13 protein-coding genes are annotated in these 17,640 nt (G+C 47.6%); 2 read left to right on the top strand and 11 right to left on the bottom strand.

The features are described from left to right. Positions 1-342: 342 nt before the first annotated feature. The 10 genes from DWW90_RS19135 to DWW90_RS19090 form a co-directional block, all read right to left on the bottom strand. Positions 343-2,019, bottom strand: coding sequence for a sodium:solute symporter (locus tag DWW90_RS19135; RefSeq protein WP_122346121.1), 1,677 nt, complete (start codon positions 2,017-2,019; stop codon positions 343-345). A 32-nt stretch (positions 2,020-2,051) separates the two neighbouring features. Further along, positions 2,052-2,483, bottom strand: coding sequence for a ribose 5-phosphate isomerase B (gene rpiB / locus DWW90_RS19130; RefSeq protein ID WP_115500826.1), 432 nt, complete (start codon positions 2,481-2,483; stop codon positions 2,052-2,054). Positions 2,484-2,539: 56 nt separating this feature from the next. After that, a complete protein-coding gene (locus DWW90_RS19125; protein ID WP_122346120.1) occupies positions 2,540-4,567 on the bottom strand; it encodes a transketolase in 2,028 nt (675 codons plus the stop codon). A 57-nt stretch (positions 4,568-4,624) separates the two neighbouring features. Further along, on the bottom strand, positions 4,625-6,304 hold the full coding sequence (locus DWW90_RS19120; RefSeq protein ID WP_122346119.1) for a ribulokinase: 1,680 nt from the start codon (positions 6,302-6,304) through the stop codon (positions 4,625-4,627). Positions 6,305-6,307: 3 nt separating this feature from the next. After that, positions 6,308-7,819 (bottom strand): L-arabinose isomerase, encoded by a 1,512-nt coding sequence (araA, locus tag DWW90_RS19115; RefSeq protein WP_122346118.1) that lies wholly within the window; start codon positions 7,817-7,819, stop codon positions 6,308-6,310. Between the two features lie 32 nt (positions 7,820-7,851). Then, on the bottom strand, positions 7,852-8,538 hold the full coding sequence (locus DWW90_RS19110; protein ID WP_122331994.1) for an L-ribulose-5-phosphate 4-epimerase: 687 nt from the start codon (positions 8,536-8,538) through the stop codon (positions 7,852-7,854). A gap of 205 nt (positions 8,539-8,743) precedes the next feature. Then, positions 8,744-9,436 (bottom strand): NUDIX domain-containing protein, encoded by a 693-nt coding sequence (locus DWW90_RS19105; RefSeq protein ID WP_122331995.1) that lies wholly within the window; start codon positions 9,434-9,436, stop codon positions 8,744-8,746. A 28-nt stretch (positions 9,437-9,464) separates the two neighbouring features. After that, on the bottom strand, positions 9,465-10,610 hold the full coding sequence (gene galK / locus DWW90_RS19100; RefSeq protein WP_115500832.1) for a galactokinase: 1,146 nt from the start codon (positions 10,608-10,610) through the stop codon (positions 9,465-9,467). A 101-nt stretch (positions 10,611-10,711) separates the two neighbouring features. Then, positions 10,712-11,992, bottom strand: a complete 1,281-nt coding sequence (locus DWW90_RS19095; protein ID WP_115500833.1) for an MFS transporter — start codon at positions 11,990-11,992, stop codon at positions 10,712-10,714. Positions 11,993-12,041: 49 nt separating this feature from the next. Next, on the bottom strand, positions 12,042-13,121 hold the full coding sequence (locus DWW90_RS19090) for an aldose epimerase family protein (RefSeq protein ID WP_115500834.1): 1,080 nt from the start codon (positions 13,119-13,121) through the stop codon (positions 12,042-12,044). 189 nt (positions 13,122-13,310) lie between these two features. On the opposite strand from DWW90_RS19090, the gene DWW90_RS19085 reads away from it, so the two are divergent. Together DWW90_RS19085 and DWW90_RS19080 are read left to right on the top strand one after the other, a co-directional pair. Further along, a complete protein-coding gene (locus DWW90_RS19085) occupies positions 13,311-15,263 on the top strand; it encodes an alpha-L-arabinofuranosidase C-terminal domain-containing protein (RefSeq protein WP_122346117.1) in 1,953 nt (650 codons plus the stop codon). A 27-nt stretch (positions 15,264-15,290) separates the two neighbouring features. Further along, positions 15,291-17,231, top strand: a complete 1,941-nt coding sequence (locus tag DWW90_RS19080) for a glycoside hydrolase family 97 protein (RefSeq protein WP_122346127.1) — start codon at positions 15,291-15,293, stop codon at positions 17,229-17,231. Positions 17,232-17,391: 160 nt separating this feature from the next. On the opposite strand, the gene DWW90_RS20910 is transcribed toward DWW90_RS19080, so the two are convergent. Next, the coding region (locus DWW90_RS20910; protein ID WP_233547828.1) for a hypothetical protein at positions 17,392-17,640 on the bottom strand (249 nt) is incomplete at its 5' end.

The following is a 17,640-nucleotide window of genomic DNA, read 5'->3' as shown; positions in this document are numbered from 1 at the left end:
GTTCACAAATATATTATGAATTATTTGAATAAGTTCCAAAACCAGGAAAAAAGCAGCTTTTTTCGAATAGATAGTGACTCCTCTTTAAATATGTTAAATAGTTTCACCTTTTTCTCGGTGTGAAACTAAAGTTTCATCGGCATGGAACTAAAGTTTCATAGGGAGGAACTGTTTGCTGTATAGTGACAAAAACTTTACTTCAATTGGTACAAATTTAGGAGAGGATAGGAGGAAGGCGTAAAGTTTTGCGTACAAGGGGGTGTGTCAAAACTGTCCTGTTCCCGCGCTTGACGCCATAGCCGTCAAGCGCGGGGACAAGGGTGTTTTGACACATCCCTTTGTTTACCAGAAATACCAATAGAAAGCAGCCGTAATACCCAGGATGATGACAGAGTGGATCACATCCCAATGGTTCCAGCTGGCACGTGTTGCCGCCCGTTCGGCTGGTGTTGAGGTGCCGAAGACCAGACCTTGTATCTTTCCGGGTTCGGGAGCCTTCGTACAGAGGCTGACGACGATTGTCAGGATAATGCAGAACAGGAACATCCATCCGCAGAAGAAGAGCCAGTTCATATCGTAGAACAGTGCCTTGAACAGATTGTCGGATGCATCTGCGATATTGCTATAATATACTTTTGCACTCAGGCGGGTGATACCGATCATGATACCGGCCAGCATACCCCACATACCGCCTTGTGCGGAAGTTCGTTTCCAGCATATACCTAAAAGGAAGGCGGCGGCAATACCCGGCGAAAGGACGGATTGCACATCTTGCAGGTAATTATAGAGTACGTCGCCAACGCTACGCATGATAGGAATCCAGAGAATACCGAGGATTACAATTACAACTGTAGCCATCTGTCCGATCACGACCAGCTTCTTTTCCGGTGTTTCCGGTTTGAAGCGTTTATAGAAGTCTATTGTAAACAACATTGCCGATGAGTTGAACAGGGAAGCCAGCGAGCTCATCAAGGCTGCTAGGATACCGCATACGACAAGTCCTTTTACACCGGCCGGCAGCAGTTTGGCAACAAGGGTAGGGAAGGCTGCATCGGGAATGGAGAGTGTAAACACTTCACCATTGATAACGATTCCGTTCTTGCTCAGTGCGAATGCAATCATGCCGGGGATCAGGAACAGGAAAACGGGAAGCAGCTTCAGGTAAGCGCCGAAGATCGCTCCGCGCCGGGCCTGTTTCATGTCTTTGCCGGAAAGAACACGCTGCACGATATACTGGTCCGTACACCAATACCAGAAGCCGATGATAGAAGAACCGATCAGGGCGCCGAGCCAGGGATATTGCGGGTCGCGGTTATCGCGGATCAATTGCGTCATCGTATCGCCGTAATCATTGACAACGACGGATTTGCAGGCCGCTATCATTTCGTTCCATCCGCCTAATGCCTTGAAACCGAGTACGAGGATGATCAGGGAACCCAGCAGAAGGATAGGAGTTTGAAGGACGGAGGTGTAAAGGACGGATTTCATACCGCCGACAATCGTGTAGAGGGCAGTCAGCAGTACCAGACCGATGGCTGCAATCCAGAAGAAATCGATGCCCCAGATTTCCTTAATACCGAATACTTGTTGGAATACCAATCCGCCGGCATACACCGTAACGGCGACTTTTGTCAATACATAACTGATAAGGGAGATGACGGAAAGGATTGTGCGGGATTGCGGGTTGTACCGCCTTTCCAGAAATTCCGGCATTGTGTACACCATGCTGCGTGTATAGAAAGGAACGAATACCCAGCCTAATATCAGGATCATCCATCCCTGTATTTCCCAGTGTGCCATTGCCATACCGCTGGATGCTCCTGCTCCGGCCAGTCCGATCAGGTGTTCGGAACCGATGTTGGATGCGAAGATAGATGCACCGATAGCGATCCAGCTTGCATCGCGGCCGCCGAGGAAATAGTCGGCGGAATTGTTTTGTTTTTGTTTAGTTACCCATATAATAATCCCGATTAGAGCTATTGCGAACAGCCCTATTACAATGAAGTCTAATGTTGCCATAATAGTGTTTTACATGATATCCCCCTTGAATGCTACAAGGGGATTTTGTCAATCCTGCGTTGATGCCGACCGCCTTCAAACGAGGTGTTCAGGAAGGCTTCGACCGTGCGAGTGGCTTCCTCTTGACTGATAAATCTGCCGGGCATGACAAGTATGTTTGCATCGTTATGCTCGCGTGCGAGACGTGCTATTTCTTCCATCCAGCATAGAGCTGCCCGTATTCCCTGGTGTTTATTGAGTGTCATGGCTATTCCGTTTCCGGTTCCGCAGATTGCTATTCCGGGATATACTTCGCCGGCTTCTACCGCTTTAGCGAGCGGATGGGCGAAATCGGGATAATCACAACTTTCTGTCGAACAGGTTCCGAAATCTTTATAAGCTAACCCTTTCGAGTCGAGTATTTGTTTTACGTATTCTTTCAATTCGTACCCTGCGTGGTCACAACATAAACCGAGTGTTTTCATATTTATCTGTTAGAGGGAGAGGTGTCGCCTCTGCAACACCTCTCTTTATGTGTTTCTTATGCTAATAATTCTTTTACCTGATTGTAGACATTCTGTCCTGTGAAGCCGAGCTTTTCATCCAGCACCTTGTAAGGAGCGGAGAAGCCGAATGATTCGAGTCCCCAGACTTTACCGTTGGCGCCAACCAATCCTTCGAGGTTGACAGGCAGGCCGGCTGTGAGTCCGAATACCTTGCTTCCTGCCGGGATGACAGATTCCTGGTATTCTTTGCTCTGGCTGCGGAACAATCCTTCAGACGGAACAGATACGATGCGAACCTTGATGCCGTCGGCACGAAGCAGTGCTGCTCCTTCCTCCAGTGTGGATACTTCCGAGCCGGAAGCAACCATGATTACATCGGGATTCTCGTCGCCTTCTACAATGTAAGCTCCCTTTTCTGCCTGCAAAGCTTCCTCATAGCGGTTTCCTTTTGCGGGCAGGTCAGTGATGTTCTGACGGGAAAGAATTAATGCGGTAGGAGTGGCTGTGTTTTCCATCGCCATCTTCCATGCAATCGTCGTTTCGGTCACGTCTGCCGGACGAAGTACCAACATGGAGTTATGTCCCTTGTGGTTCTTCAGTTTTTCCATCAGACGGATTTGTGCTTCCTGTTCAACCGGTTCGTGGGTCGGTCCGTCTTCACCAACGCGGAAGGCGTCGTGCGACCAGATGAACTTAACCGGCTGTTCCATCAAGGCAGCCATACGGACAGCGGGTTTCATGTAGTCGGAGAATACGAAGAAGGTACCGCAAGCAACGATAACACCTCCGTGCAGTGACATACCGATACATACGCAAGCCATCGTCAGTTCGGCTACGCCAGCCTGGAAAAATGCTCCGCTGAAATCGCCTTTCACGAATGAATGTGTTTTTTTCAGGAAGCCGTCTGTCTTGTCCGAGTTGGAAAGGTCAGCGGAAGAAACGATCATATTTTCAACCTGGGTTGCCAATACGCCTAAGACTGTGGCAGAGGCGGCGCGGGTAGCCTGGTTCGGCTTCTGTTCGATAGCTTTCCAGTCGATAACGGGCGCTTTGCCTGAAAACCATTGTTCCATCTTGGCAGCCAGCTCCGGGTTTGCCTTTGCCCATTCTGCTTTTGCAGCATAGCGTTCGGCTACGATTGCTTCCAGTTCTTTAGTCCGTTTAGCATACAGTTCTGTAACTTCGGGGAAGATTTGGAACGGTTCGTCCGGGTTTCCTCCCAGGTTCTTGATTGTGTCTGCGATCGATACTCCGGCAGCGGAAAGGGGTTGTCCGTGTGTGGAAACCTTATTTTCGTAATTGCTGTTGTCCGGACCTACGGCACCTTTGCCCATGATCGTATTACCGATGATCAGGGTTGGGCGGGACGTTTCGGCTTTCGCTTCGGTCAGTGCCCGGCGGATTTCCGCAACGTCGTTTCCGTTTATCGTAATGACTTTCCAACCCCATGCTTCGTATTTCATGGCTACGTTTTCGGCAGTCACTTCCTCTACGGTTGTAGAAAGCTGGATGTTGTTGGCATCGTAGAACATAATCAGGTTATCCAGTCCCAGCGTACCGGCAATACGTCCGGCTCCCTGTGAGATTTCTTCCTGGATACCTCCGTCAGAAATATATGTGTAAATCGTCTGATTCATAACGTCACCCAGGCGTGCTTTCAGGAACTTGGCGGCAATAGCGGCACCTACGGCGTAGGTATGGCCTTGTCCCAGCGGACCGGATGTGTTTTCTATACCACGCATCACGTTGACTTCGGGATGGCCCGGAGTTACGCTACCCCACTGGCGGAACTGTTTCAGTTCGTCGATAGTGAATTTACCTGTGAGGGCGAGTACTGAATAAAGCATAGGCGACATGTGGCCCGGGTCCTGGAAGTAGCGGTCTCTGCCTTCCCATGTGGGGTTCTTGGGATCGTATACAAGAAACTCCGAAAACAGTACGTTTATGAAGTCTGCACCACCCATTGCTCCGCCGGGATGACCGGATTTAGCCTTTTCAACCATAGACGCAGCCAGAATACGGATGTTGTCTGCTGCTTTGTTCATTAATTTAATATCGTTCATTGTATGAATTATTATATTTTTTGTGCAAAGATAGGCAATCTCTTCGTATTGACCATCCTATCCTTGAAACAATTCATTTTCCGTAAAGTTTCCTAATTTCCGATATTTCTCATAAAGAGCAAGATACGTCAGATGATTTTCGTGATTTGGCTGGTATTCTTTTGCAAAACCTTGTCCCATAGCTTGCTGGGCATCTTCGATTTTGGCATATATACCGGCTGCTACGGCGGCGAACATGGAAGCACCGAAGGCGCATGCCTGTTCGGCTTTTGCCACTTTGATCGGCATATCCAATACGTCGGCCAATGTCTGCATCACAAACGGGGATTTCAGCGAGATGCCACCGATGCCGATCACACTCTCGATCTTGATGCCGTTCTCGAGGAAACGGTCTACAATGGCTTTCGATCCGAATGCCGTCGCTTCCACCAGTGCACGGAAGATAAGCGGGGCGGAGCTTGCAAGGTTGAGACCGGTGATCGTTCCTTTTACCAGTTGACTGGCGTCGGGCGTGCGGCGTCCGTTCATCCAGTCTACCGCCAGGATCGTGCTTTCGCTAACCGGAACCTTGGCTGCCTCTTCGGACAGGAGCGGGATGATCTTGTCTGCTGTCTCCGCGATCAGCCTGGCTTTTGTCTCTTCGTCGATCAACGTGCTCTTGGCTAATATGTTTTCGAGCGGCCATGCCAGTACACGTTTGAACCAGGCGTAGATATCTCCGAAACCGGATTGCCCGGCTTCCAGTCCTACCATGCCGGGAATAACGGAACCGTCTACCTGTCCGCAGATGCCGGGAACCAGTTTGTCTCCCATCTCTTCGTAAGAAGAAACCATGATATCGCAGGTCGATGTGCCGATCACACGGACGAAGGTCCGGGGCGTAATTTCCGCACCAACAGCTCCCATGTGGCAGTCGAATGCGCCGACGGAAACGGCAACGTTGGTTGTCAGTCCGAGACGTTCCGCCCATTCCGGCGTTAAAGTTCCTACCTGCGTGTCGCTGGTATATGTCTTTTCGAACAGATGGCTGCGGAAGCCTGCCAGTTTAGGTTCGAGGGCTGTCAGGAATTCTTCCGTAGGCAGTCCCCCCCATTTCTCCAGCCACATGGCTTTATGTCCAGCGGCACAACGACTGCGGTACACATCTTCCGGTTTTGTCTTACCGGTGATAAGGGCGGGCAGCCAGTCGCAATGTTCGATCCAGGCGTATGCGTCCTTGCAGAGACTGTCGTCTGTGCGAAGCACATGCGCCATCTTGGCCCATACCCATTCGGAGGAATAGATGCCGCCTTCATATGCCGTGTAGTCAATGCCCCAACGTTTAGCCAGTTCGTTGATCTCGGCAGCTTCCCGGATAGCGGTATGGTCCTTCCAGAGCACGAACATCGCATTCGGGTTCTCTGCATATTCCGGCAGCAGGGCGAGGGGAGTACCGTTTTTGTCTGTCAGGACAGGAGTACTTCCGGTCGTATCGAAAGCGATGCCAACCACTTTTGCGGCTGTTCCGGCAGGACATTGTGCCAGCGATTCTTTGACTGTCGCCTCCAGCCCTTCGATATAATCCAGCGGATGTTGGCGATAGCGGTTTTTTGCTGGGTCACAGTATTTCCCTTCCATCCAGCGAGGATAATACTTGACAGCCGAAGCGATTTCTTCGCCTGTGGCTGCATTCACGACTACGGCGCGACAGGAGTCGCTACCGTAGTCAAGACCTATAACATATTGTTCGTTTGCCATAGCTTATGCCTGTAATGCACGGTTCAACATATAATAGAGGTCATTGTATTGCAATTCCTTCTTGAAGCTGGAGATTGTCGTATCCTTGTCGATAACCACCAGTTCGATGCCAGCGATATCGGCATAATCTTCCATATATTCTACCGTCAGGTCGTAGGAGAAGCTCGTATGGTGCGTACCTCCGGCCAGAATCCAGGCTGCAGCGCCGATCTCGAGATTCGGCTGCGGAATCCACAGTGCGCTGGCAACAGGAAGGTTGGGCAGCGGTTTGCTCTTGATGCAGTCTACTTTGTTTACAATAAGGCGGAAGCGGTTGCCCATATCGACGATTGTCGCGGCAACGCCTTCACCCGGTTTGCTGGTGAATACGAGACGCGCCGTTTCACTGTCTATGCCGATGCTCAGGCGGTGTACTTCCAGTTTTGGCTTGTGTTCGGCTATCAGCGGACAAACTTCCAGCATATGCGCTTGCAGGATTGCGCTCCGTTCTCCGTCGAAGTTCAGCGTGTAGTCTTCGAGGAAAGAACAACCTTTCGGCATTCCCTGGCTCATGTACCACATCGTACGGTATAAAGCAGCCGTTTTCCAGTCGCCTTCCGCACCGAAACCGTATCCTTCCGTCATCAGGCGTTGAGATGCCAGTCCGGGGATCTGGTCGAAGTTGCCCAGGTCGTCGAAGTTTGTGGTAAAGGCTTTCGCTCCCTTGTCTTTCAGGATACGGCGGATTGCTATTTCTGCTTTAGCGGAGTTCCATACCTTGGCATATGCTTCCGTACTTTTGTCTTCCAGTTCGGGGGCATGGTCGTATTCTGCAAAATACTTGCCGACAAGTTCCAGTGTGTCTTTGTCTTCTACAGAATTATAGTATTCCATCAGGTCGTTAACCGGACAGTAGTCTACATGATAACCCAGTTTCAGCTCGGCTTCCACCTTGTCGCCATCCGTAACGGCTACATTATTCATCTGGTCGCCGAAACGGATGATCAGCATATCCTGTGCGTCCGCCCAAGCCGCAGCTACGCGCATCCAGATTGCGATCTTAGCCTGTGCTTTCGGATCTTGCCAGTGTCCGACCACTACTTTACGGTTCTTGCGCATACGGCTTACCATGTGGCCGAACTCGCGGTCTCCGTGGGCGGACTGATTCAGGTTCATGAAGTCCATATCCATTGTTTCCCAGGGAATCTCTTTGTTAAACTGAGTATGGAAATGAAGTAACGGTTTTTTCAATTCCTGAAGGCCGTGTATCCACATTTTGGCAGGAGAGAAGGTGTGCATCCAGGTAATGACGCCGATACATTTGTCATCGTTGTTGGCTGCCTTGAATGCTGCTGTCACTTCTTTAGCCGAGTTCACAGTTCCTTTATACACCACTTTGACCGGCAGGTTTCCGGATTCGTTCAATCCTTTTACCATTTCATTGGAATGGGCATCCACCTGGATTACCGCGTCGCCTCCGTACAGCAGCTGTGCTCCTGTTACGAACCATACTTCAAGATCTTTAAAATTTGTCATGGTCTATTGATTTAATTGTTATATGTTTATTTCTATTTTTGTCCGTAGTAAGCATTCGGGCCGTGTTTGCGCTCGAAATGTTTCGTGATAAGATGTTTGTTCATCGTAAGTTGCGGGTTGATTCCGTAAGAGATGTAAGCCATCTTGGCAACCTGTTCCATCACAACTGCGTTGTAGACGGCTTCGGCTGCATCCTTTCCCCATGAGAACGGGCCGTGATTTCCGACCAATACTCCCGGAATATGCACCGGGTTCAGCTCTTTAAAACGTTCGACAATCACGTTGCCGGTTTCCTTTTCATAATCGCCTTCCACTTCCTCTTTCGTCATCTGGCGGGTACAGGGAATGGCGTCACTGAAATAATCGGCGTGCGTCGTACCGATGTTCGGTATGTCGCATCCGGCCTGTGCCCACGATGTCGCATAGGTGGAGTGGGTGTGTACGATTCCTCCGATTTCCGGGAATGCTTTGTATAAAACCAAATGGGTAGGAGTGTCTGACGACGGCTTTAGTTTGCCTTCCATTATATTTCCGTCCAGATCGAGAACCACCATGTCGCTGGCTTTCATTGTCTCGTAAGAAACTCCGGATGGTTTGATTACAATCAGGCCCTTTTCCCGGTCTATGGCACTGACATTGCCCCAGGTGAATAGGACCAACCCATGTTTTACCAGGTCCAGATTGGCTTCGAAAACCTGTTCTTTTAACTCTTTAACCATACTTGTTTACTTCTTTATTGTGGTTTGTATGTGTCGGGTGTAAAAGTAACACTTTTGTAAAGTGAGTGCACAAAAAAAGCTATGTTCTACAACATAGCTACCTTTATTTTGCTTTTTCTTCCCCGGGCATGGAATTTTAGTTTCATGCCCAAGAAATTCCAATTCCATGGGCATGGAGCCGAAATTGCATTCGGATGGCTCTTTTTTATAACGAGAAGTAGAAACCCTGTTCCAGCAAACGATCGTATTTTTCTTTGTTGAACATATAATAGAATGCTCCTCTTTTGGAACCTTTCTTGTCTTTCTCGTCCAGTTTTTCCAGGATATCCATCGCATTGAGTTTTTTGCGGAAGTTACGTTTATCCAGTTGAGTCTGGTAGATTGCTTCATACAGGCTTTGCAATTGAGGCAAAGTGAATTTTTCGGGAAGCAGATTGAAACCGACCGGACGGGTAGCTGCTTTTCTGCGCAGGCGTGCCAGCGTGTCAGTGATCATCCGGTTATGGTCGAATATAAGTTGCGGCACTTCGCTGATCTTTGTCCATACGGCATTGTGCTCTTCCAGTGTTTCGGCACTGAAGTCATTCATGTTTACCAGTGAATAGTATGCTACGGAGATCACCCGCTCTCCAAGATCGCGGGTAACATCTCCGTAAGCACCTACCTGTTCCATAAATAGGTTATCGATTCCGGTACAATCGGTAAGCACGCGTGATGCAGCTTCTTCAATACTCTCACCGGCTTTGATAAAACCGCCCATCAGGGACCATTGTCCTAACATTGGTTCAAACTTCCGTTTATAAAGTAATACATTAAGTTCACCCTGGTTGAATCCTAAGATGATACAGTCTACAGAAACGTAAAATTTGGTTTCCTCCTGATAAAAAGCGGCTGTCATGATTTTATGGAATTATAATTAATTATGTTTATGCGAGTTTGCGTGCGCCGTCGCTGATAACTACGTTGTACAATTTCGGCTCGTGACCAAACTTGGCTGTGTAAGATTCGAATGCTTCTTTCACGAATGCATCGTATTTCTCTTCTTTCACCAAGTTAATCGTACAACCTCCGAAACCACCGCCCATTACGCGTGAACCGGTTACACCGCATTTCTTAGCTACATCGTTCAGGAAATCCAGTTCTTCGCAGCTGACTTCGTAGAGTTTGCTCATGCCGTGATGTGTTTCGAACATCTTCTGGCCTACGGTTTCGTAATCGTCTTTTTCCAGTGCTTCGCAAACGTCGAGTACGCGTTGTACTTCTTCGATTACGTATTCTGCACGCATATAGTCTTCTGCACTGATGTCACCTTTCACTTCGTTCAGCATATCCATTGTTGCATCACGCAGGAATTCAACTTCCGGATGATTGCGACGGATGGCTGCAGCAGCGTTTTCGCAAGACTGACGGCGTTTGTTGTAAGCAGAAGAAGCCAGTTCGTGTTTTACTACAGAATCCAGCAATACCAACTTGTAACCAACCGGGTGGAACGGGAAATATTTATATTCGAGTGAACGGCAATCCAGGCGGATCAGGCTTCCTTCTTTACCGAATACGGAAGCGAACTGGTCCATGATACCGCAGTTTACACCGCAATAATTATGTTCGGTGGACTGGCCGATCTTAGCTAATTCAAATTTGTCGATGTTCAGGGAGAACAGGTCGTTCAACGCAAATGCGTATGTGCTTTCCAATGCAGCGGAAGAGGACATGCCTGCACCCAGAGGAACATCACCTGCAAATACGGTGTCGAATCCCTGGATCTGTCCGCCACGTTTAATAATTTCGCGGCAAACACCGAAGATGTATCTTGCCCAGCTTGCTTTTGGTGCGTCTTCTTCGTTCAGACCAAATTCGGCGTAATCATTCAGGTCTACAGAGAAAGCACGGACTTTACCTGTTCCGTTCGGCTTGATTTCAGCAATCATGCCTTTGTCGATTGCACCCGGGAATACGAAACCGCCATTATAGTCGGTATGTTCACCGATCAAATTGATACGACCCGGAGATGCATATACGCTACCTTCTACAGAGAATAACTCCTGAAATTTATTTCTGATTTTTTGTCTCATGATAGATTTGTTTTTTAATTAGGTTATTAAACAATTGAAGAAATTATCCGACTACAAATATAGTTAGATAATTTCTTCAATCATATAGTTACACTTATTTTTTATTCAACAGGAATGTCCTTGTTTACATTCTTGCAACCGACTAATGCATAGAACAACAAGTAAGCCAAAGCGATGAGGATGACAGCGTAGCTGGTCATGAATCCGGACATGTCGGCAATCTGGCCCTGGATCAGAGGCAAAATACCACCACCGCAAACCAATACCATAAAGATACCGGAAGCCGCTTCCGTATATTTACCTAAACCTTCTACAGCCAAGTTGAAGATACCACCCCACATGATGGAAGTACAAAGACCGCAAAGCGCCATAAACATGATGCTGATAGGAACTTGTGCCGTACCGAAAGAAATATCGCTCTTGAATACCGGCATACTTACCAAAGTTGTGATCGGGCAGACAAATGCAAGGATGATGAACAGGATACCGACACTTGATGCAAGCGTAAGCATCGCTTTACTTGTAAACTTACCACCCAGAGATGCTCCGACCAAACGTCCGATCAGCATCAGGAACCAATATGTTCCTACTACTGAACCTGCGATTGTAGAGTCGATTGCCAAACCGCCGCCTGCTTCCGGTGTCATCATAAACAAACCTGCGAAATGAGGAATACCAACTTCGATACCTACATACACAAAGATTGCGATTGCACCGAATTTGAAATGACGGAAGGACAACGGGCTGTGTTCGTTCTTTACATTTTTAGCTTTAGCCAAACTTGGTTCCGGAATGCTCATGAAGAACAAAACCAGGAATGCTATGGCAAAGATAGCCATTGCGATGTACAGAGCGGGTAATGCTTTTTCAATTGTGCGTTCTTCAACAACGGTACCCATCAGATAACCGACCAAAACCGGAACGATAGTTGCTGATACCGAGTTCAATGAACCACCCATCTGGATTAACTGGTTACCCTTCTTGCCGCCACCACCGAGCGTGTTCAACATCGGGTTTACTACTGTATTCAACATACACATAGAGAAACCTGAAACGAAAGCACCGGCAACGTAAGTGGCAAATCCCATTTTAGAGGAAAGTACCTGGATACCTACACCGACAAAACCAACGACAATTGCGATTAACGCTGTCTTTTTATAACCGATTTTTTGCAAAAGCATACCTGCGGGGATTCCCATAAAGGCATAGGCTATAAAGTTTGCAAAGAAACCTAACGTGGCTTCGAAGTTGGATGCTCCGAATTCGTTTTGCACAATTGCCCCGAAAGGTTGAGGCAAACCCGTAACGAAAGAGATCATAGCGAACAATGCGAACATCATCGCTATTGGTAATACATAACTTTTCTGTTTAGTTGACTCCATTTCTTTTTAGATATTTAGATTATTAATATTTAGGTCTGTTGGATTCTATTTATTCAATCGTGAATTTATAGATAGTCTTGCTCTGGAATACTTCGCCCGGGCGCAATACGGTGGACGGATATTCCGGCTTATTCGGACTGTCAGGATAATGTTGTGTTTCCAGGCAGAGAGCGGCGCGGGCCGGATAGCGCTGTCCGTTCTTCCCAACGAAATTGCCGGTCATCCAGTTACCTGTATATAGTTGCACGCCCGGTTGTGTGGTGTAGCATTCCATTACGATACCGGTTTTAGGCGACACGCAACGGGCACAGAACGACAGTTCGTTTTCTTCTGTTTTATTTAATATATATGTATGGTCATATCCTTTTCCGAAATTCAGCGCTTCGAAATCTTCGTCGATGCGTTCGCCTACTTCGTGCGGAGTGCGGAAGTCCATCGGAGTGCCTTCCACCTTTTCTTTCGGACCATAAGGGATGGCCGTATCGTCTGTCGGCAGGTAATAATCTGCGTTGATCGTCAGTTTATGGTCGTAAACGGAAGGATCGCCCTGGCCTGAGAGGTTGAAATAGGAGTGGTTCGTCAGGTTGAGCACAGTCGGCTTGTCCGTTACGGCATGATACATGATCACGACTTCGTTGTCATCGGAGAGGTGGTAAGTCACAGTCGTATCGAGCTTTCCGGGGAAGCCTTCTTCACCGTCGGCGGAAGTGTATTTCAGCTCTACCGTCTGGTTGTCGATCTTGTTCAGATCCCAGACAACGGAGTTGAATCCTTTCAAACCGCCGTGCAGACTGTTAGGCCCGTTGTTGATAGCCAGTTTATCGTACACAACACCATCCAATGTGAATTTTCCGCCTGCAATACGGTTTCCATATCGTCCGCAGATTGCTCCGAAATAGGCTTCTTCGGAAACCAGGTATTCGTCTATAGAATTGTGTCCTGTTACTACATCGGTTAACTTTCCGGACCGATCCGGTACCATAAGCGATACAATTTTTGCACCGTAGTTGGTAATGGTAAGTTCTGCTCCTTTGTTATTTGTAAGGATGCATAGCATCGTCTCCTTGCCGTCTAATTGCTTGCTGAAGTTAGCCACAGTTAAGCCAGACAGCGTGCTTTCGTTCTTCATGTAAATAATGTTTCAAAATTGTGTGTAAAATTACTCTCTTCTTTGTATTCATGCACTACTTTAAAGATGTTTTATAGCATAAAAGGGCTTTTTGTCTACTAAAATGAGTGATTTCTCACCTTTGAATCAAAACAATTAGTGTACATTTGCAACTAAATAATCTTTATATTCACGGAAAAACACATATCTATGACAAAAAGTATGAGAAAAGCCATTGCCCTGTGTCTATTTAGTATGGGAGCTGTCGGTTTAATGGCACAAAGTAATGAGTTTAAGATAGATGTACAGAGGCCGGGTGCACCTATCCAATCGACCATGTACGGTATCTTTTTTGAAGACATCAATTTTGGTGCAGACGGAGGCTTGTACGCCGAGCTTATCAAGAACCGTTCTTTTGAGTTCGATAATCCTTTTGGTGGCTGGACTCCTTTTGGGAATGTGACAGTGCAGACTAAAAATCCCTGTTTCGACCGTAACCCGCATTATGTCCGTCTTTCTTATGAAAAAGAACTGACCGGCACGGGCTTGGATAACGAAGGTTTTAAAGGTATCGGTATCCGGGATGGGGAAAAGTATGATTTTTCTTTGTATGCCCGTGTTCAGTCCGGTGCGCCTGTCAAACTGCGTATTAATCTGGTGAACAGTCAAAACGACCTGTATGAAGAAAAGGTAATTGAGGTTAGCGGTAAGGAATGGAAAAAATATACGGTAGTCCTGACCCCGGGAGCAACAGAGGCTCATTCCCGCCTGCGTATTACGATGGCTACAAAAGGAACGGTCGACCTGGAGCATATTTCTTTGTTCCCGCAAAAGACATTCAACAATCGTCCGAACGGGATGCGTGCCGATCTGGCGCAGGCGTTGAAAGATTTGAAACCGGGTGTTTTCCGTTTTCCGGGCGGTTGTATTGTGGAAGGGACCGACAAGGCAACCCGCTATCAGTGGAAGAACACGATCGGCCCGGTTGAAAACCGTCCGATCAACATCAACCGCTGGAATTATACATTTGCCCATAAGAAGTTTCCCGACTATTACCAGTCTTACGGTTTAGGCTTCTTCGAATATTTCCAGTTGAGCGAAGATATAGGAGCCGAACCGCTTCCCGTATTGAACTGCGGTCTTTCCTGTCAGTATGAAAATCATGATCCGAATGAGAACTGTCCGGTGGATAAGCTACAGCCCTATATTGACGACGCACTCGACCTGATCGAGTTTGCCAATGGCCCGGTTACCAGCAAATGGGGAAAGATCCGTGCCGATATGGGACATCCGGCCCCGTTCAACCTGAAACTTCTTGCGATCGGTAACGAACAATGGGGATCGCTTTATACGGAACGTCTTGAGCCGTTTGTAAAAGCCATCCGTGCCAAATATCCGGAAATACAGATTGTCGGGAGTTCCGGTCCGCAGTCGGAAGGAGAAGACTTCGATTACCTCTGGCCGGAGATGAAACGGCTGAAGGTCGATTTGGTGGACGAACATTTCTATCGTTCTCCCGAATGGTTCCTGAACGGAGCCAAACGCTATGATTCGTATGACCGGCAGGGCCCGAAAGTGTTTGCCGGAGAATACGCTTGTCATGCTCCCAATCGTGAGAACAGCTTCCTGACAGCCCTTTGTGAAGCCGCCTTTATGACGGGGCTCGAACGAAATGCGGATGTCGTACATTTATGTACATACGCCCCGCTTTTTGCCCATGTCGATGCCTGGCAATGGCGTCCGGATCTGATCTGGTTCGACAATCTGTCGTTGGTGAAAACTCCTAACTATTATGTACAGCAGTTATACGGCCACAATGCCGGCACGAATGTACTGCCGTTAACGATGCAGAATGAGCCTGTAACGGGACAAAACGATCTTTATGCCACTGCCGCTGTCGACAAAAAGACAAATGAGCTGATTATCAAGATTGCCAATACCGGAATCCGGCATAAAAAAGTGAAACTGAATATAAACGGCCTTTCCGCCGGCAAACATAAAGGAACGCTCACTTTGCTTCATTCTTCGGATCTGGAAGCAAAGAATACATTATGTAATCCTTCCGGCATCATTCCTATCATATCCGATATCGAGATCGAAGCGCCGGAGGCAGAAGTGACATTGAGTCCGCTCAGTTTCTCAGTTTATCGTTTTAAGCTGTAAGAATAGAAGATGTTAAAGACGGAAAAGATGAGAGCTGATTTAATAACATTGCTACTGTCACTGACTGTTTCCGTGCTATCAGCACAGGAACTGTCGGTGGCAGGTCCGGATCAAAACCTGGAAGTTCAGGTTTCTTTAAAAGATGGCAAACCTGTTTACCGGGTTAGCTATAAGGAGAAAACAATACTTGAAAATTCACCTTTGGGACTTGTCTCGAATGTCGGTGATTTCAGCAAGAACATGACCTATGTGGAGCATAAGGCCGGGAGGATAGACAAGACTTATACGCAGGATCGCATCAAACAATCGAGTATTCATTACCAGGCGAACGAGTTGACCTGTACGTTTGCCAATTCGGATCAGCAGAAAATCGAGGTTGTTTTCCGTGTCAGCAATAACGATGTCGCGTTCCGTTATGTGATGCCGCGATACGGGGAAACCGGCAGTTGTATGATTGAGAAGGAAATGACGGGATTCGATTTTCCTTCTTACACGACTACATTCCTGTGTCCGCAAAGTGATGCCATGATCGGCTGGAAGCGGACAAAGCCCAGTTATGAGGAAGAATACAAGGCTGATGCTCCGATGGACGAACGTTCGCAGTATGGGCATGGTTACACATTTCCTTGCCTGTTTCGTGTGGGTGGTGATGGCTGGGTTCTTGTCAGTGAAACGGGTGTCGACAGCCGTTATTGCGCTTCCCATTTGAGTGATGCTACAGCGGATGGTCTGTACACGATTGCATTTCCGATGCCGGAGGAAAATAATGGAAACGGTTCTGCCGCTCCCGGTTTGTCTCTACCAGGCAGTACACCGTGGCGCACGCTTACAGTCGGCGAAACATTGAAACCGATCGTCGAAACGACTATTCCCTGGGATGTCGTAGTTCCTTTATATGAAACAGAGCATGATTATCGCTTCGGACGTGGAACCTGGAGCTGGATTCTCTGGCAGGACGGGAGTATTAATTATGACGACCAGGTGAAATATGTAGACTTTGCAGCAGCGATGGGTTATGAATATGTATTGATCGATAACTGGTGGGATACGAATATCGGTCGCGACCGGATGAAATCGCTTGTCGACTATGCGCACCGCAAACATGTGGATGTGTTCCTGTGGTATAGTTCCAGCGGTTATTGGAATGATATCGAACAGGGGCCGGTCAACTGTATGGATAACCCTATTATACGCAAGCGGGAGATGAAATGGCTTCGCAGCTTAGGAGTGAAAGGCATCAAAGTTGATTTCTTCGGTGGTGACAAACAGGAAACGATGCGTCTTTATGAAGCGATCCTGAGCGATGCCGACGATAACGGGTTGATGGTCATTTTCCATGGCTGCACAATTCCGCGCGGTTGGGAACGCATGTATCCGAACTATGTCGGGAGCGAGGCTGTCCTGGCTTCCGAGAATCTGATATTCAACCAGCATTATGATGATAATGAGGCTTTTAATGCCTGTCTGCATCCGTTTATCAGGAATACGATCGGTTGCATGGAGTTTGGAGGCGTTTTGCTGAATAAGCGTCTGAACCGGACGAACGATGGCGGTACGATTCGTAAAACGACCGATGTTTTCCAGTTGGCGACAGCCGTCTTATTTCAGAATCCGATCCAGAATTTTGCGCTTGCCCCTAATAACCTGACGGATGTTCCGGCTTTTGAAATCGATTTTATGAAGCAGGTGCCGACTACTTGGGATGAGATTCGTTTTATTGACGGTTATCCCGGTAAGTATTGTGTTTTGGCCCGCCGTCATGCCGACAAATGGTATGTGGCAGGTATCAACGCCGGTAAAGAACCGCTGAAGCTGAAAATAACTCTCCCTATGTTTGCCGGAAAGAAAGTTACGGTGTATGATGATGACAAGAAGCGCAATCCGCGCATGACCGAGACATCCGTTAAAGCCGATGGAACAATCCAATTGATCATCCAACCGGAAGGTGGGATGATTTGTTTGTTATAGCGTCTGTGTCCTGGCGGGTTTATCCTATTGATTCATTATTTACTGGTTCACTTTTTCTTAGTTTTAAGCCTCCTGAAAATAACAAAATAGACAATAACCCCCTGTTTCGGCTATTTTTCTCTTTCGTCCGAAATCTTGATCGGTTTTGGATTGACTCTTTTCACGATTTTAGCCCATTCGCATGACAACAGAGAAAATGAGGTGCCGAGCCCATATCGAAAAGCATACAATTTGATTGCTGAAGACCGGAAACAACAGCAAAGTGATAAACCTTAACTCCCGGAGAATCGAATATTTGCGAACGAAGACGGACTGCGTTCCAAATATCCCAAGGAAATTTTAGTGGCTTGTTGCCATGAGGTGCGCAGAAAATAGTCTTGAAGTAACGCTTCATCGCTCTGAAGGTTGA

It is taken from the genome of Parabacteroides sp. AF17-28 (assembly GCF_003479205.1).
Classification (GTDB): Bacteria; Bacteroidota; Bacteroidia; order Bacteroidales; family Tannerellaceae; genus Parabacteroides; species Parabacteroides acidifaciens.
Note: the sequence above shows the minus strand (reverse complement) of the source record. Positions and strands in the feature narration are given on the sequence as shown.

What these genes read in the sequence shown, in the direction of transcription:
- DWW90_RS19135 (WP_122346121.1), bottom strand. Translation starts at nt 2,019, where the DNA reads ATGGCAACATTAGACTTCATTGTAATAGGGCTGTTCGCAATAGCTCTA.
- DWW90_RS19095 (WP_115500833.1), bottom strand. Translation starts at nt 11,992, where the DNA reads ATGGAGTCAACTAAACAGAAAAGTTATGTATTACCAATAGCGATGATG.
- DWW90_RS19120 (WP_122346119.1), bottom strand. Translation starts at nt 6,304, where the DNA reads ATGGCAAACGAACAATATGTTATAGGTCTTGACTACGGTAGCGACTCC.
- DWW90_RS19125 (WP_122346120.1), bottom strand. Translation starts at nt 4,567, where the DNA reads ATGAACGATATTAAATTAATGAACAAAGCAGCAGACAACATCCGTATT.
- DWW90_RS19085 (WP_122346117.1), top strand. Translation starts at nt 13,311, where the DNA reads ATGACAAAAAGTATGAGAAAAGCCATTGCCCTGTGTCTATTTAGTATG.
- rpiB (WP_115500826.1), bottom strand. Translation starts at nt 2,483, where the DNA reads ATGAAAACACTCGGTTTATGTTGTGACCACGCAGGGTACGAATTGAAA.
- DWW90_RS19090 (WP_115500834.1), bottom strand. Translation starts at nt 13,121, where the DNA reads ATGAAGAACGAAAGCACGCTGTCTGGCTTAACTGTGGCTAACTTCAGC.
- DWW90_RS19105 (WP_122331995.1), bottom strand. Translation starts at nt 9,436, where the DNA reads ATGACAGCCGCTTTTTATCAGGAGGAAACCAAATTTTACGTTTCTGTA.
- DWW90_RS19110 (WP_122331994.1), bottom strand. Translation starts at nt 8,538, where the DNA reads ATGGTTAAAGAGTTAAAAGAACAGGTTTTCGAAGCCAATCTGGACCTG.
- galK (WP_115500832.1), bottom strand. Translation starts at nt 10,610, where the DNA reads ATGAGACAAAAAATCAGAAATAAATTTCAGGAGTTATTCTCTGTAGAA.
- araA (WP_122346118.1), bottom strand. Translation starts at nt 7,819, where the DNA reads ATGACAAATTTTAAAGATCTTGAAGTATGGTTCGTAACAGGAGCACAG.
- DWW90_RS19080 (WP_122346127.1), top strand. Translation starts at nt 15,291, where the DNA reads ATGAGAGCTGATTTAATAACATTGCTACTGTCACTGACTGTTTCCGTG.